This is a genomic window from bacterium (assembly GCA_030685015.1).
Classification (GTDB): Bacteria; CAIWAD01; CAIWAD01; order CAIWAD01; family CAIWAD01; genus CAIWAD01.
On sequence record JAUXWS010000031.1, the window covers coordinates 1 to 14,778 of the forward strand.

Genomic DNA, 14,778 nt, shown 5'->3' on the forward strand with positions numbered 1-14,778 from the left:
TGCCGGGCGGGGCCTACTACATCGTGGTCGAGCACGTGGGCTCCACCGACGTGACGACGCCCAAGACCTACGCCCTCTCGCTGGTCTGCAGCGGCGACCCCTGCAGCGGCCACCTGCCCAACACCTGTGCCGGCACGCCCGAGGCGGCACCCAACGAGGGCTGGAACGCCACGCCGCCCAACGGCAACTACGGCCTCATCGGCTTCTATGAGACCATCTGCGGCACGGTGTGGGCCAACGCCGGCCAGCGCGACATGGACTGGTTCCGCTTCACCCTGGCCCACCCCGCCACCGTGACCATCAGCTGCGAGATCGACGCCTTCGACGCCGCCCTCTTCCTCACCAACTTCGACACGGCAGGCGCCGTCCTGGCCGAGGTCAACGACGCCCCGGCCTGCGCGCCGGAGACCCTCACCTATGTGAACCTGCCGGCGGGCGACTACTACGCCGTGATCGGCCACAGCAGCTTCGACGGCGTCCCCGAGCCCCAGAACTACGCCCTCAGCCTGCGCATCGGCAGCCCCCAGGGCGCCTGCGAGGGCATGCAGGACGTGGGCGACTTCCACGACATCGTCACCTTCAGCCGGCCCGCCCCCGCCTTCTACCACCACAACGGCACGGGCTGTCCGGGCGGCATCTCCAGCCCCGGCCTGGACGAGGTGATCCGCCTCAACCTGACCCAGACCACCAGCCTGCAGATCACCCTGCACGGCGAGGGCCTGGCCGACGAGGTCATCCTGCTGCTGGGCAACTGCGCCCAGCCGGGCACCAGCTGCGGCGCCGCCGTCAACCAGCACGGGGCCAATGCCGGCAGCGAGGTGCTGACCCTGCCCAATCTGACGGCGGGCGACTACTTCATCGTGGCCGACTTCGCCGGTCCCGGCGAGACGGCGCCCTACTTCCTCTCCATCGTGGACATGAACTCGGGGCTCGACGGGTCGCGGCCCCTGGCCTTCGAGCTGGAGCCGGCCCATCCCAACCCCTTCAACCCGGTCACCACCATCAGCTGGCTGCAGCCGGGCCTGGCCGAGGCCAGCCTGCGCGTCCACGACATGCGGGGCGCGCTGATCGAGGAGCTGGACCTTGGCGTGCGCGGCGCCGGCCGTCACCAGATCCAGTGGGACGCCTCGCGCCACTCCAGCGGCGTCTACATCTACACCCTGACGGCGGGCGCCGAGCGCCGGACGGGCAAGGCCGTCCTCGTGAAATAGGTACCGCCACATCCGCATCCACCCGAAGGGGGTCCCATGGGGCCCCCTTCCTTGTGGGCGCTCCGGCACGCCAGCAGGAAGCCCTCCCCCCGGGCAAGGCGGAGGGAGGGCCTGGCTGATTGGTGCAGATCGCTTATCGCTTGGCTTGCAGCGCCGCCACCTGGCCCTGGCGCGCCAGGTCGATGGCCTCGCCCAGGATGCGCGCCGCCTCCTGCGGCGCATGGAAGCCCATCGAATTCTCGGCCGCGATGTAGTCCAGGCGCCACTGGGCGGCCCGTTGCAGCTCGCGGGCGGGATTGAGCGCCAGGCTGTCCACCCCGGCCGCCTTGGCGGCGACGATGGCGTCAAGCAGGTCCACAAGGGCGGCGCCACCCAGCTGGAGCAGATGGTGGTTGCGCTCCTGGATCAGGTCGACGCGCGCCAGGATCTCAGCCTCCGGGAAGTGGTGGCAGGTCTGGCAGGCGCGATTGACGTTGAGCAGCGGGCTGCGCACCCAGTGGTCGCTCACCTTGGTGGCCCCATCCCGCATGTAGGGCATGTGGCAATCGGCGCAGGAGACGCCGCTGCGGGCATGGACGCCCTGGCTCCACAGCTCGAACTCGGGGTGCTGGGCCTTGAGGATCTCGGCGCCGCTCTCCTTGTGCACATAGTCGAAGAAGCGCTTGCCGTCGGAGAAGGTCGTGCCGTTCCAGTGCGCCTCCAGATCCTCCATCTTGAGGCCCTTGCCCCACGGGAACTCCAGGGGCATCCTGCTGCTGCAGTAGTACTCCACGTGGCATTGCCCGCAGACAAAGGAGCGCATCTCCTGCCGGGTGGCGTCGGTGTTCGGATCGTAGGGCGCATGGCGCGGACCCTGCCGCCAGTGCTCGATGGAGGGCATCATGGGCAAGGGGGCGTCGGATCCGGCCAGGGCCTGGATGCCCTGGATGAAACCCGGCCGCGTGACGCGCAGGGCCATGGTGGCCGGGTCATGGCAGTCGGCGCAGGTCACCGGGTGGGCGTGGCCCATCTCGTGAAGCTGCTGGTTCATCTCCTGATAGCTGAGCTTGTAGCTTTCCTCGAAACCCTTCATGGCGTCGCCGTCGCCCAGCTTGCGGTAGAGGGGCATCACGGCGGCATGGCAATGCAGGCAGGAGCCGGATTGCGGCCTGGTGAGGCGTTGGGTGGCCTCCTGGTCCGCCAGCATGTAGGCGTGGCCGCGCCGGTCGCGGTAGTCGATGGAGAAAGCGTAACCAAGGAAGATGCGCTTCAGCCAGGGATCCCGCTCGATCTTCTCGTCGGGCAGGGCCTCGCTGCCGCCATGACCGCCGAAGCGGGTCCGCGTGGCGATGGCCGTCCGCTGGTAGGCGTCGTACTGACGCGGCCAGTTCTTGCCCCAGACGGCGGGGTCGGTGACATCGTCCCCCACCTCCACCACGCGCAGATAGGGGCTGCGAGCCTCGCCCTTGCGCTCGAAGATGCTCACCAGCAGGCCGGTGGCGCCCGCCGCCGCTCCCGCCACGACCACCAGCAGCACCCAGAAGGCCGGTCGCTTCGCCAAGGATGTCGTCATCTGCCGCTCCCTTCCACATGCCAGTTCCGCTCCGGGCCGCCCAGGCCCACCTGTTCACCGTGTCCCACCGCCGCGTGGCAATGCACGCAGGTCAAGGCGTCCGCATCCGTCGTCGCCCCCGCCAGCAGCTCGTGCACCATCTCCCCGTGGCAACGCAGGCAGTTCTCCTGCAGGATGCGCGCGTTGCCCGGCTTGATGAGGATGGGTTCGTGGAAATCCTCCAGCGTGAAGCCCTTGGAATGGTGCCATCCGTTGGAAGCCTTGGCCAGGTACTTGGGCAGGAGGGCGATGGGCAGATGGCAGTCCACGCAGACGGCCGTTCCGTGGTGGCTGGCCTTCTGCCAGCTGTCGTACAGCGACTGCATGATGTGGCAGTTGGCGCAGGCGGCCGGGTCGGTGCTGAAGTAGGAAAGGCCTTCCCCGTAATGGAAGGTGAAGGCGCCCACCCCCAGGGCCAGGCCGCCCAGCACCGCCAGGATGATCGCGCCGCCTTCCAGGCCGCCACGCGCCCGCTTGGACTCGTCCATGCCGCATCCTCCTCTGGCCGCATCACCTAATCCCATTCAAAGGTGGGCGTTTCAGGTTAAAGAATCAACAGCCGTGGCGGGGTCCTGCCCGCGACCGCTCCTTTTCGCACCTCAGGCCGAGGACCACCAGAGCCACGAGCAGGGCCGGGTAGTACACGCAACCCGCGCCCGACATGGCGCGCACGGACAGGCGCCGCGGCGTCAGCACATTCACCCGATTTCGTCCTTGCCCTCCGCCTGTCTGTTCACTATGTTATGAACAAATGGACAGCATCCACTCCTCACGTTTCCTCGCGCTGCGCTTCCCCCATCTGCTGGCCCAGGTGGAATGCCGGCTCAACCCCGCCTTGCGGGGGATGGCCTTCGTGGTCGCCACGGGGCGGGAGCCGCGCTCCCAGGTGCTGGGCCTCTCCCCCGCCCTCCCGGCGGAGGGCGGCCGCGGCGCGCCACTGGCCTCCTGGTTGCGCCGGAGGCCGGGCCTGCTGGTGGTCGAGGGGCGGCCGGAGCGGGCGGAGGCCCTTCTCACGGCGGCCCGGCAGCGCCTGGAAGCCTTGGCGCCCGGCCTGCGCGAGGAGGGGGGGCACTTCCTGCTCGACTTGCGCGGCAGTCGCCTGCTCCACCCCGAGGAGGCGGAGCTGGGGCGGCGTCTCCTGCGGGAATTGCGCGAGGGGGACCAACTGACGGCCGCCGCCGGCATCGGCTCCACGCCGCTGGCCGCCCAACTGCTGGCCCGTCGCGCCCGCCCGGGGGAAGTCCACATCGCCGCGGGGGCGCAGGAGCGCGCCCTGCTGGACGACTTCCCCCTGGCCGGGCTGCCGGGCTTGGCGCCCTCCCTCCTGGCGGCCCTGGCCGAGATCGGCGTGTGGCGCGTCGGGGAGGCCCGCGGCCTTCCCGCCGGGCGATTGCGCTGCTTTCAGGGGGAGGCCGGGCTGCGCCTGGCCGCCCTGCTCCAGGATCTCGCGGACACGCCCCCGCCCGCCGCCGCCCCCGCCGGGCTTCGCCGCCGCTTGCCCGAGGACAGCGCCGATCCGCTCCTGCTCGAATCCTGCCTGCTGGACCTGCTGGAGATCCTCCGCCTCCGCCTGCGGGAGGAGGAGCGGCGTCCCCGCCGGCTCGAACTCGCTCTCTTCTGGAACGATGGCCGCGTCCAGCGGCGGGGCGTCGGCGTCAGGGCCGCCGCGGGGGAAAGCGGTCGCCAGGCCCTGCGCCGCTGCGGCCTGGCGCTGCTGCACCGGTCCCTGGCCGAGCGACGCCTGCGGGTCCGCGAGGTGGCGGCGGAGCTGCTCAGCGACCGGGAGGACGGCCAGCTGGCGCTCTTCGGCGGCGGGGGCCGGGCCGTGGCGGCGGAGGGCGGTACGCGCGAGCGGTGCCTGGACGCGGCCTTGCTCCAGCTTCGCCGTCGCTGGGGACCGCAGACCGTCCGCCTGGGCTTGCACGGCTTGAACCAAGACCTGAGAGAAAGGAATCGACCATGACCAGCCTGACCCTGACTCACGCCCGGCGGCCGGGCGGCATCCGCCAGTTGGCCCGCGGCGCCGCGGGACTGCTGGCCACCGGCCTGCGCGCCGCCGGCGAGGGCGTCTACCGCCTCTTCGTGCCGGCCTGGTAGGCCCCTGTCCCGCGCGGCTCGGGAGATCCATGCTCGAGGTCCACAGCCACTTCAGTTTTGGGCGCGGCTGCCATGGCGTGGAGGAGCTGCTCCGGGCCGCCGTCGGGCGCGGCTGGCCGGCCCTCTCCCTCTGCGACGACCGGGGCCTCTACGGCATGGTCGAGCTGGAGCGGGCCGCCCGGCGGCTGCGGGAGGAGGAGCGGCCGATCCGGCCGGTGCTGGGCCTGCGTCTTCCCCGTCTGGGCGGTGCGCTGGTGCTGGCCGAAGGACGCGACGGCCTGGCCGAGCTCTGCCGACTCGCCACGCTGGACCATCTGGGCGCGGGCTGGGAGTCGGGTCCGCCCAGCGGCTGGGCGGCGCGGGACATCCCCCTGATGGAACCGCCCGACCCGGAGAGCGGGGAAGAGGGGGCGGCGGAGCCGCCGGCGGGGCTCGATCCGGCGACGGAAACGCCGCTCGCCGTCCTGCTCGAGGCCTGCCGGGAGCTGCGATCCTGCCACCTGGTGTTGCCGGGGGCGGCCCTGCCGCACGTCTGTCCCGCCGGGCGGCCCCTCTTCCTTCCGGCCGGGGATCGCGCCAGCGTCGGCCTGGATCCGGGCCGCGGGCGCGTCGCCGCCAACCGCCTGTGGGCGGAAGCCCGCCGTCTGGGTCTGCCCGTGGTGCCCCACGGCGTCACCGACTACCTCGACGCCGCCGATGCGCCGCTCCATCAGCGCATCCGCGCCCTGCACGAGAACACCAGCCGCCAGCGCATCCTCCTCTCCGGGCGCTGGAATCTGCGGGGCGGCCTGCCATCCTACCAGGAGTTCATCCAGCCCTTCGCCGCCCTGCCCGCCGCCCGGCGCCGGCTGGAGGACCTGTGGGAGCGCTGTCCGCTGGGCGTGGAGACGGGGAAGCTGCATCTGCCGCGGCCGGACGGCGACGGCGACCATCTGGCGCGCCTGGCGGCGCTCTGCCGGGCCGCCCTGCCCCGCCTCTATCCGGCCCCCGGACCCTGGCGGCGACGCGGGCCGGGAGGGCGTCCGGGCAGCGTGGGCCTCAGCACGCCGGCCGACGCCGAGGCGCGGCTGGGGCGGGAGCTGGCCGTGATCGGGCGGCTGGGCTTTGCCGGCTACTTCCTCGTCGTGCGCGAGATCACCGAGTTCGTGCGCCGGGAGGGCCTCCCCATGATCGGCCGCGGCAGCGCCGCCAATTCCCTCGTCGCCTACTGCCTGGGCTTCACCGAGGTGGATCCGCTGCGCCATCGCCTGTCCTTCGAGCGCTTCCTCAATCCCTGGCGCTCGACCCCGCCCGACATCGACCTCGACTTCAGCTGGGCGGACCGCGACCGCGTGTTGCGCTTCGTGCTGGAGCGCTTCGGCGCCGACCGGGCGGCCCTCCTCTGCACCACCGTGACCCTCGGGCCGCGGGGCGCCCTGCGGGAGTTGGCCAAGGTGGAGGGGCTGGGCGGCCGCGAGCTGGAGGAGCTGACCCGCCACTTCCCCCGCGGCGTCCACGACTGGGAGAGCGAACTGCGCGACCACCCGGCGCGCTACGGCCTGCGCCCGGAACTCGAGCCGCTGCGCGGCCTGCTGCCCTGGGTGCGACGCCTTGTCGGGCTGCCCCGGCATCTGGGCATCCACGTGGGCGGCGTGCTCGTCACGCCCGGCCCGCTGACGGACTGGCTGCCGCTCCAGCGGGCCGGCCGCGGCGTCACCGTCACCCAGCTCGACATGCACCCCGTCGAGGAGCTGGGCCTGCTCAAGATCGACCTGCTGGCCCAGCGCGGCCTGGGCGTCTACGCCGACCTCGCCCGCGGCGACCGCGCCGCCGGTCGGGAAGCGCCGCCCGTCACGCCCTACGAGCTGGAGCGGGATCCCGCCACCGCCGCCCTCATCCGCCACGGCCGCACCATGGGCTGCTTCTACATCGAATCGCCCGGCATGCAGGCCCTCCTGCGCAAGCTGCGCTGCGACAGCTTCGAGGACCTGGTGGCGGCCAGCTCCATCATCCGCCCCGGCGTCTCGGAGTCCGGCATGATGCAGGCCTACGTCGAGCGCCACCGGCGGGTGGCCGGGCTGCCTCCCGGCGCCGCCTGGCCTTTCGCCTTTCCGCACCCGCGGCTGCGGGACCTGCTCGAGGACACCTACGGCGTGATGGTCTACCAGGAGGATGTCATGCACGTGGTCAGCGGCCTGGCGGGCATGAGCCTGGCCGAAGGGGATCTCCTGCGCCGCGCCATGAGCGGCAAGGGCACGGACCCCGTCGCGCTGGCCACTCTCGAGGACCGCTTCCTGGCGGGCTGCGCCGCGGGCGGGGTGCCCTCCGCCACCGCCCGCGAGGTGTGGCGCCAGATCGCCTCCTTCGCCGGCTATGCCTTCTGCAAGGCCCACAGCGCCAGTTTCGCCGTGCTCAGCTACCGCCTCGCCTGGTACAAGGCGCACCAGCCCGCCCACTTCCTGGCCGCCGTGCTGAGCAACCAGGGGGGCTTCTTCTCCAGCGCCGCCTACGTGCAGGAAGCCCGGCGGCTGGGCTTGGCCGTGGCCGGACCCTGCCTCGTCCACGGCGGCGACCGCTACACGGGGGAGGCGGGACGGCTGCGGGTGGGATGGCAGCAGATCCGAAGCCTGGCCCGCGCCACGCGGCGCGCCATTCTGCTGGAGCGCGCGGAGCGCTCCTTCGCCAGCTTGGCCGATCTGCGCCGGCGCAGCGGCGCATCGGCCGCCGAGCTGGAGCAGCTCATCCACGCCGGGGCCTGCGACGCGCTGGCCGGGCCGGGGGATCCCCGCGAGCGCCGACCGGCCCTGCTGGCCCGGCTGCGCCTCGAGGAAGGGGTCGCAGGGGCGCGGGCCGCAGGGTCGCGGGCCGGACAGGCCTCGCTTTTTGCCGCCATCGACGAGGCGCCGCCCGCCACCGGGCGCTGGAGCTGGATCGAGCTCTGGCTGCGCGAACGGGAGGCCCTCGGCTTCGGGATCAGCCGCCATCCCCTGGAGCTTTTTGACTTCGGCGATCTGCCGGCGCGCTGCGTGACGGCCGGGGAGCTGTCCGGCCAGGTGGGCCGCCGCGTCAGCATGATCGGCTGGAAGTTCGCCCACAAGACGATCCGCACCCGCCGGGAGAAGCAGCGCATGGCCTTCCTCTCCCTCGAGGACCGCACCGGCACCTGGGAGGCCGTCCTCTTCCCGGAGTGCTGGGAGCGCCATGCCCTGCTCACGCGCGGCCAGGGGCCCTTCCTCCTCGAGGGCCGGGTGGCGCAGGAGGCGGGGGAGCCCATGCTCGAGGTGGAGGCGATGCGGCCGGCGGGCCGGCTGTCCGAGCTGGCGGCGCGGGAGGCGGGCGCCGCCTGACTCAGCGCGGCTGTTCGTCCTGTCGCGCCAAGCGGCAGCCCAAGGCCAGGAAGCGGGCGTCGGCCGGGCCCCGGGCCTCCAGGCGGCAAGCTCCACCGCGCAGGTCCAGCCAATCCAGGCGCAGGTGGTGCCATCCCGCGGCCAGGCCCACCATCCCATCCGCCCGGTCGCCAGGGGCGAACCCGTCGTGGTCGGCCACCAGGTGGCCGTCCAGCCACAGGCGCGCCGGACTGTGGGCGAAAATCCGGAAACGCCACGGGCCGGTCTGCTCCGCCCTCAACAGGCACTCGCGGCGCAGCCCGACCCCGGCCGGCGGTGGGGCGACGAGGTCTTCCTCCGTCTCGTCCCGGCCAGTCCCTTCGCGTACCCTTGCCAGGTGGGCCACCACAGCCGCCACCGGCCAGTCCAGATCCTCCGTCCACCAGGGAGGCATGGCCTCGTCGACCTGGACCCGCGCCCAGTCCGCGTGGGGCGCCCGCAACCAGCGACAAGCCACGGCGGGTCCGTCGGCCGCCTGGACCTCCCGGGCCGCCAGCGCGTCCTCCCACCGCAGCGGAACGGGGACCGGGCGGCTGGCGAGGCCGCCGGGCAGCACTTGCCGCGCCAGCAGAGTCTGCCGGCGGCCGGCAGCCTGGACAAGCCTGAGCGGCAGTCTGTCCGGCGAGGCGCCCGGCGCCGGTGCCCACCGCGTCGCCGGATCCTCCTCCAACCACGCCTCCAGCCGCGCGCCGGGCAGGGTGGCGCGCAGGATCAGGCAGATCTCCTCCCCCGGCTTGGCCAGGGGCGCCCCTTCGACCGCCGGAGGGTCCACCCGCCCGCTCCAGCCGCGCTCGCGCTGGCGCTGGAGGATCTTCGGCAGGCGCCGGGCGAGGCCACCCTCCCCCTCCGCCTCCTCCGGGCCGTGCCAGAGGGCCTCCATCAGGGCGGCGAGGCGGGGCTGGAGGCGCTCCATGAGCAGGGCTTCCGTCGCGACGTACTCGGTCCACAAGTTGCCCTGCGCGCCGAGCAGGCGCCCGCTGGCGGCCGGCGGCAGGTGGAGGGCCGGGTCGAAGGCCCGCAGCGCTTGCCAGGGGTTGTGCCCGCCGATGGCGCGCGCCTGTCCCGGCGCCCGGTCCGGGTAGTGGTCCAGGTAACAAGGGTCCTGGGGGCAGGCCACCGTCTCGTGGCCAGCCGCCAGGGACCGCCGGACTGCCTCGTCCCCCCGCCAGGCGAAGATGAGGGCGTCAGCAGGGACGCCGGCTTCCAGAGCCTCATCCCAGAAGGCGCCACGCCGCCCGACGGCGGCCAGGCGGGGGGCCGCCTGGCGCAACCACCAGGCCGCCAGTCCGGTAGGCGCCAGACCCTCGCGGCGGGCCAGCTCCCTGCAGCGCGGGCAGACGGCCCAGGCGGCCGGGGAGATCTCGTCACCGCCCAGGTGGACGATGGGAAAGGGGAAGAGGGTGGTCAGGCCGTCCAGCAGCTCCTCCAGGAAGGCAAGGGACTCAGGGCGACCCAGGCAGAGCACATGGTTGTGGCAGCCCCAGGCGCGGGGCACCTCCCGCGGAAGGCCATCGCAGGAGAGGGCGGGGATCGCCGCCAGCAGGGCGCCGCAGTGGCCCGGGAGGTCCACCTCGGGCAGGATCTCCACGCCCAGCTCCCGCCCCGTGGCAACCAAGCCCCGCAACTCCTCCGCCGTGTAGCAGCCGCCGTGGCGGGAGCCGTCGGGTTCCGTGCGCCAGGCCGCAACCGCGGCCAGCTCCGGGCGGCCGGGCAGGGGCAGGCGCCAGCCCTGGTCATCCGTGAGATGTAGATGGAGGAGGTTGAATCCGTGGTGCGCCAGCTCATCGAGGATTCGTTCGACCACGGGAACAGGCCAGAAATGGCGGGCGCAGTCCAACATCAACCCGCGCCAGGCGTGGCAGGGCTCGTCTTCCAGTTCCAGAGCGGGCAGCTCCTCCGCTTCCGTGAGCGCCGCCAGCAGCTCGACACCGCGGTGGAAGCCCGCCTCGCCGCCCGCCTCCAGGCGAGCCCCACCGGAATCAAGGCGCAGGCGGCAGGCGGCCACCGCCTGGCCGGCATCGTGCACAAGTTGCAAGCGGTGGTCCGCTCCACCTTCCTGGACAAGGCCCCGCCGCGCCAGGTGGGCCTCCACCCGCCGGCACTCCTCAGCAGCCAGGCCGGCGCCTGCCGCGCCGGAATCCAACCACGTGAAGGGAAGGGGAAAACGTCGCGCCGGGAGCTTGCCGGGCAGGGCAAGCCAGCGGCGGGGCAGGGGTGAGAGGGAGGCGGGCAGTTGCCAACTCATGGCCGGGCCTCATGAAAAGGGGACGGACCGTGATCGATCCGCCCCCGTCCGATGCTGTCTCGATTGCCAGCTGTTGAGCTGGAACCTTCCATGGGAATCGCGCCCATGTCAAGACTGGTTTTCGCGAAATCCCAGCGCAACCTGGCGCCATGTGCACGGAAGCTGCGAGGCAACCGGGCCGACCAGGGCGACGCGGACCGCGAAGCAGCCAGGATCGTCAAGCTGCTAGGCCGCGCCGGGATGGCCGCCCTTCTTGCTGCGCTCGATGGACTGCAGCGCCAGGTAGCGGTCGCCGTAGCGCGTGAGGTTGTCCAGCTCCTGCTCGAACTCGTTGTAATGCCTTTCCTCGTCCTCGACAAGGCTCTCGAAGACCTTCTTGGAGACGGCGTCGGCGGCAGCCCCGCACTCGTTGGCCCACAGATTGTAGTCGCGGGCACTCTCCTCCTCCATCTTCATGGCGAGGGCCAACATGTCCTGCACCTCGGTCTTCTGCAGGACCTCGACGGCGGGCTTCATGAAAACCTGTCCCTTGAGGAAGAGAATGCGCTCGGCCAGGCGCTCGACGTGGATCATCTCCTCGATGGCGATGCGCCGGAACAGGCTGGAGAGCAGCTCCAGGCCCTGGTCGTCGCAATGAAAATGGAAGAACATGTACTGATGGACGGCGGCCAGCTCGTCGGCGACCGCCTTGTTGAGCAGCTCGATGCTCTTGGGGTGCATGTCGATTCTCCGGAACTTGTCCATTTGTTTGATGCAAGGTAGCCGGCCGCGGCTGAATTCAAAAGCTCCTGCCGCCCGGCATCAGGCCCCGCCGTGCGGCATGTCGAAGAACTGCAGGCGGCCCGCCTCCCCCTCCAGCTCCGCCAGCGGCACCGGGTGCCGCATCCGCTCGTCGGCCAGGGCCTCCGCCTCGGCCAGCTGGTCCCGGTAGAGGCGCCGGCGCAGGCCGGCGTCCAGGCTGCGCTGGTCCGGGCAGCCACAGCCCAGGGCCTTGTCCAGGGAGAAGCTCTCGAGGGCGCCGTCGTCCGCGCCATGGGTCCAGGCCGAGCTGCGCGGATCGAAGTGGTAGTCCCCCAGGAAATCGTGTCCGCGCCGGGCCACGAAATCCACGGCATCCATCAGGAACTCGGCCTCGGGGTCGTCCATCGTGTAGTGGAAACCCACCCGGCACCACCCCGGCTTGATGCCCTGCCAGCCGTCCAGGATGCAGCGGCGGAAGCGTTCGGAGGTGTCATCGTCGATGCCCAGCAGCAAGTGGCCATAGGGACCGGCGCAGGAGCAGCCCGCCCGCGACTGGACGCCGAAGAGGTCGTTGAGCAGCACCGTGACCAGGCGTGGATGGAGGTAGCGGCCGCCCGGCCGCCGCACGTTGAAGGAGACGATGCCGATCTGGCGGGCGGGATCCGGATGGCCCAGCACGTCGATGGCGGGATTGGCCCGCCAGCGGGCGAGGGCCCGCTCGAGCAGTTCGCGTTCGCGGGCCTCGATGCGCGCCACGCCCACCGCCTCCTTCACCAGGAAGGCGAGGGCGGCCTTCATGGTCTGCAAGACGGCCGGCGTGCCGGCCCGTTCCCGCTCCTCGATGTCCACCACGAAATCATGGGCGCGGGGGCTGACGTAGGAGACGGTGCCGCCCCCCGCCACGCTGGGCGGCAGGTCGCGCCGGTAGATGCGCTCGTTGAAGACGAGGATGCCGGCCGAACCCGGCCCGCCCAGGAACTTGTGGGGCGAGAGGAAGACGGCGTCCAGGCTGGCGTCCTCGCCGGGTGCGGCGGGCGCCGGATTCATGTCGATGGCCACGTAGGGTCCGCTGGCGGCATAGTCGAAACAGGCCAGGGCGCCGTGCCGGTGCAGCAGCACGGCGATCTCGCGCACGGGGCTGATCCGGCCCGTCACGTTGCTGGCCGCCGAGAAGCTGCCGATGACGAGGCGGCCCGCCAGGTCCGGGGCCCGCAGCAGCTTCGCCAGATGGGCCAGGTCGATGTCCCCCCCATCGTCCAGCCCCACTTCGCGCACCGTGGCCAGGCCCTGGCGCCAGCTCACCTCGTTGCTGTGGTGCTCGTAGGGCCCGACCAGGACGACGGGCTGGCGGGTGGACAGGAGATCCCTCAGACGGGCCTCGCCGCCCACCCCGAACAGGCTGGATAGCAGGCCGCCCAGCAAGTCGCGGGTGGCGGGGGGAATCATCACGCCGACCAGCTGCTGGAACTTGTCGATGGCGGCCGTGGAGCCGCTGCCCGTGGCGATGATGCGGCCGTGGGAGCCGGCGTTGACCGCGTCCTTGATGACGCGCTCGGCCTCGCGCAGGAGGTGCGTCATGGAGCGGCCCGTGATGTCGTCCTCCGTGTGCGTGTTGGCGTAGTTGCGCTGGAGGTGCATGAGATAATGCTCGACGAAGTCCAGGCATCGTCCGGAGGCCGTGTAGTCGCCGTAGACCATCAGGCGCTCCCCGTAGGGGGTCCTGATCACGGTGTCGGCGCCGACGATGTGGCGCCGCAGGACCGCCGGATCCAGGCGGGGCAGGCTCGGCATGGATTCCTCCCGTTCAACCGGCCCAAGGTCATGAAGTGCGGGGAGACAGGGGGCGCCCCGGGTGGCCTGGGCGGTGACCGGGGCGCGGCTGCGCCCGGCCGGAAGGAATGACCCCAAGGGGAATCGAACCCCTGTTGCCAGAATGAAAGCCTGGAGTCCTGACCGCTAGACGATGGGGCCGACAAGCAAGGGTGGAAGATGGGACTTGAACCCACGACCTCCTGGGCCACAACCAGGCGCTCTAACCGACTGAGCTACATCCACCGTCAAGACCGACCGCGCCCGGAAGGAATCGAACCTTCAACCTACGGCTTAGAAGGCCGGTGCTCTATCCATTGAGCTACGAGCGCCGTACGCGCCGCGGAGTCGGGGCGACTGGATTCGAACCAGCGACCTCCTGCTCCCAAAGCAGGCGCGCTACCAGACTGCGCAACGCCCCGCCGCAATGAACAGGCCATGATTGTAGCATGGGGCCAAGGAATGTGCAACGGGCGGAAGCGGGAGGGCCAGCTTTCCGCCTCACGGCGGGAGAGACCGCGACCCGTGGGATGGCCACCCCGCGCCATCCGGACGGGCCAAGCCAGCCATCATCGGCATAGGGGTGCCGGGGAATCCCCGGCATCCCCTGCCACACCACCCGGCATGCGGGTCCGCACCGGGCGGTTCGAATGGTTGATGTCACGTGGCGAGTCGGGGTAGCCCCAACTCGTCGAAGAAACGGATCGGCAGGGCCTTGTTCAGGAGCAGGGCCGAATTCCTCCACCAGCTGCGTGTGCAGGCCGCCACTCTCGCTGCTTCATCCTGGGACAGTCCCAGTTGACGCAGCTGCCGAAAGGTGGTCCTGCCCCGCTTCCAGTGTTTGAGTTGCAGTGCCCGCAGCCGGTGGCGGATCCATTCATCCAGCGTAGCCAAGGCCTTGGGCGTGTCAGCCAGGCGGAAGTACGCCTTCCATCCCGGCAGGTAGCTCCTCAGCTCTTGCACCACCTGGGACAGACTCCGCCCCCCACTGCGTCGCGTCGTGTGACGCACCCGCTCCTTCAGCTTGTCCTGGGCTTTCCTGGCCACCCGGCGCTTCACCACACCGCCGGGTCCCAGCCAGAAGTTGTAGCCCAGCACCTTGCGGCGCGTCGCCAGATCCACCGCGCTCTTGGCCTCGTTCACCTTCAGATGGAGTCCCGTGAACAGCCGCCGCAACCAGCCCATCACCCGTTCCCCGGCCCGACGGCTTCGCACATAGACGTTGCAGTCGTCCGCGTAGCGGATGAAGGCGTGGCCGCGACGTTCCAGCTCCCGGTCCACCTCGTCCAGCAGCACATTGGCCAGAAGCGGTGACAAGGGCCCGCCCTGCGGCGTGCCCTCGTGCCGTTCCACCACCACCCCGCCGGACATCAGCCCGGCCTTCAAGTAGCGGCGGATCAGTCCCAACACCCGACGATCCGAAATCCGAGCCGCGAGCCGTCCCATCAGCACGTCGTGGTTGACCCGGTCGAAGAAGGTCTCCAGATCCGTGTCCACCACCCAGCGCTTGCCGTCCTGGATGTGCCGCTGCGCGGCGCGGATCGCCTCGTGCGCGCTTCTCCCTGGACGGAAGCCGTAACTGTGCCGTGAGAAGGTCGGGTCGAACAGCGGTTGCAGGACCTGAAGCAGGGCCTGCTGGATGAAACGGTCCAGCACGGTCGGGATGCCCAACCGGCGCATCTCGCCCTTGCCTTTCGGGATGAGCGCCTCCTTCACCGG

11 protein-coding genes and 4 tRNA genes are annotated in these 14,778 nt (G+C 71.2%); 4 read left to right on the forward strand and 11 right to left on the reverse strand.

Features of this window, described 5'->3' with window-relative positions; genetic code table 11:
• On the forward strand, nt 1-1,211 hold a 1,211-nt coding region (locus tag Q8O14_03565; protein MDP2359819.1), incomplete at its 5' end, for a hypothetical protein.
• 133 nt (nt 1,212-1,344) lie between these two features.
• Here the strand turns inward: Q8O14_03565 and Q8O14_03570 are convergent.
• From Q8O14_03570 to Q8O14_03580, 3 genes are all read right to left on the reverse strand, one after another.
• Nucleotides 1,345-2,763, reverse strand: coding sequence for an ammonia-forming cytochrome c nitrite reductase subunit c552 (locus tag Q8O14_03570; GenBank protein ID MDP2359820.1), 1,419 nt, complete (start codon nt 2,761-2,763; stop codon nt 1,345-1,347).
• A complete protein-coding gene (gene nrfH / locus Q8O14_03575; GenBank protein ID MDP2359821.1) occupies nt 2,760-3,290 on the reverse strand; it encodes a cytochrome c nitrite reductase small subunit in 531 nt (176 codons plus the stop codon). The genes Q8O14_03570 and nrfH overlap by 4 nt, the downstream gene beginning before the upstream one ends.
• Nucleotides 3,291-3,354: 64 nt before the next feature.
• Nucleotides 3,355-3,504 (reverse strand): hypothetical protein, encoded by a 150-nt coding sequence (locus Q8O14_03580; protein ID MDP2359822.1) that lies wholly within the window; start codon nt 3,502-3,504, stop codon nt 3,355-3,357.
• A gap of 49 nt (nt 3,505-3,553) precedes the next feature.
• On the opposite strand from Q8O14_03580, the gene Q8O14_03585 reads away from it, so the two are divergent.
• The 3 genes from Q8O14_03585 to dnaE are packed head-to-tail and all read left to right on the forward strand — an operon-like array spanning nt 3,554 to nt 8,225.
• Entirely contained in the window at nt 3,554-4,765 is a 1,212-nt protein-coding gene (locus Q8O14_03585; protein MDP2359823.1) for a hypothetical protein, read from the forward strand.
• Entirely contained in the window at nt 4,762-4,899 is a 138-nt protein-coding gene (locus Q8O14_03590) for a hypothetical protein (protein MDP2359824.1), read from the forward strand. Before Q8O14_03585 ends, Q8O14_03590 begins: the two co-directional genes overlap by 4 nt.
• A 29-nt stretch (nt 4,900-4,928) precedes the next feature.
• Nucleotides 4,929-8,225 carry a DNA polymerase III subunit alpha gene (gene dnaE / locus Q8O14_03595; GenBank protein MDP2359825.1) on the forward strand — a complete coding sequence of 1,099 codons (3,297 nt, stop codon included), beginning with the start codon at nt 4,929-4,931 and terminating at the stop codon, nt 8,223-8,225.
• Nucleotide 8,226: 1 nt separating this feature from the next.
• On the opposite strand, the gene Q8O14_03600 is transcribed toward dnaE, so the two are convergent.
• The 8 genes from Q8O14_03600 to ltrA form a co-directional block, all read right to left on the reverse strand.
• On the reverse strand, nt 8,227-10,509 hold the full coding sequence (locus Q8O14_03600; protein ID MDP2359826.1) for a family 20 glycosylhydrolase: 2,283 nt from the start codon (nt 10,507-10,509) through the stop codon (nt 8,227-8,229).
• 225 nt (nt 10,510-10,734) lie between these two features.
• Nucleotides 10,735-11,229, reverse strand: coding sequence for a ferritin-like domain-containing protein (locus tag Q8O14_03605; GenBank protein ID MDP2359827.1), 495 nt, complete (start codon nt 11,227-11,229; stop codon nt 10,735-10,737).
• Between the two features lie 81 nt (nt 11,230-11,310).
• On the reverse strand, nt 11,311-13,041 hold the full coding sequence (locus Q8O14_03610) for an aminotransferase class V-fold PLP-dependent enzyme (protein ID MDP2359828.1): 1,731 nt from the start codon (nt 13,039-13,041) through the stop codon (nt 11,311-11,313).
• Nucleotides 13,042-13,149: 108 nt separating this feature from the next.
• Nucleotides 13,150-13,221: transfer RNA gene (locus Q8O14_03615), tRNA-Glu, on the reverse strand.
• A gap of 9 nt (nt 13,222-13,230) precedes the next feature.
• Nucleotides 13,231-13,306, reverse strand: a tRNA-His gene (locus Q8O14_03620).
• A 12-nt stretch (nt 13,307-13,318) separates the two neighbouring features.
• A tRNA-Arg gene (locus tag Q8O14_03625) sits at nt 13,319-13,391 on the reverse strand.
• Nucleotides 13,392-13,407: 16 nt separating this feature from the next.
• Nucleotides 13,408-13,481 (reverse strand) — tRNA-Pro (locus Q8O14_03630).
• A gap of 238 nt (nt 13,482-13,719) precedes the next feature.
• The coding region (gene ltrA, locus Q8O14_03635) for a group II intron reverse transcriptase/maturase (protein MDP2359829.1) at nt 13,720-14,778 on the reverse strand (1,059 nt) is incomplete at its 5' end.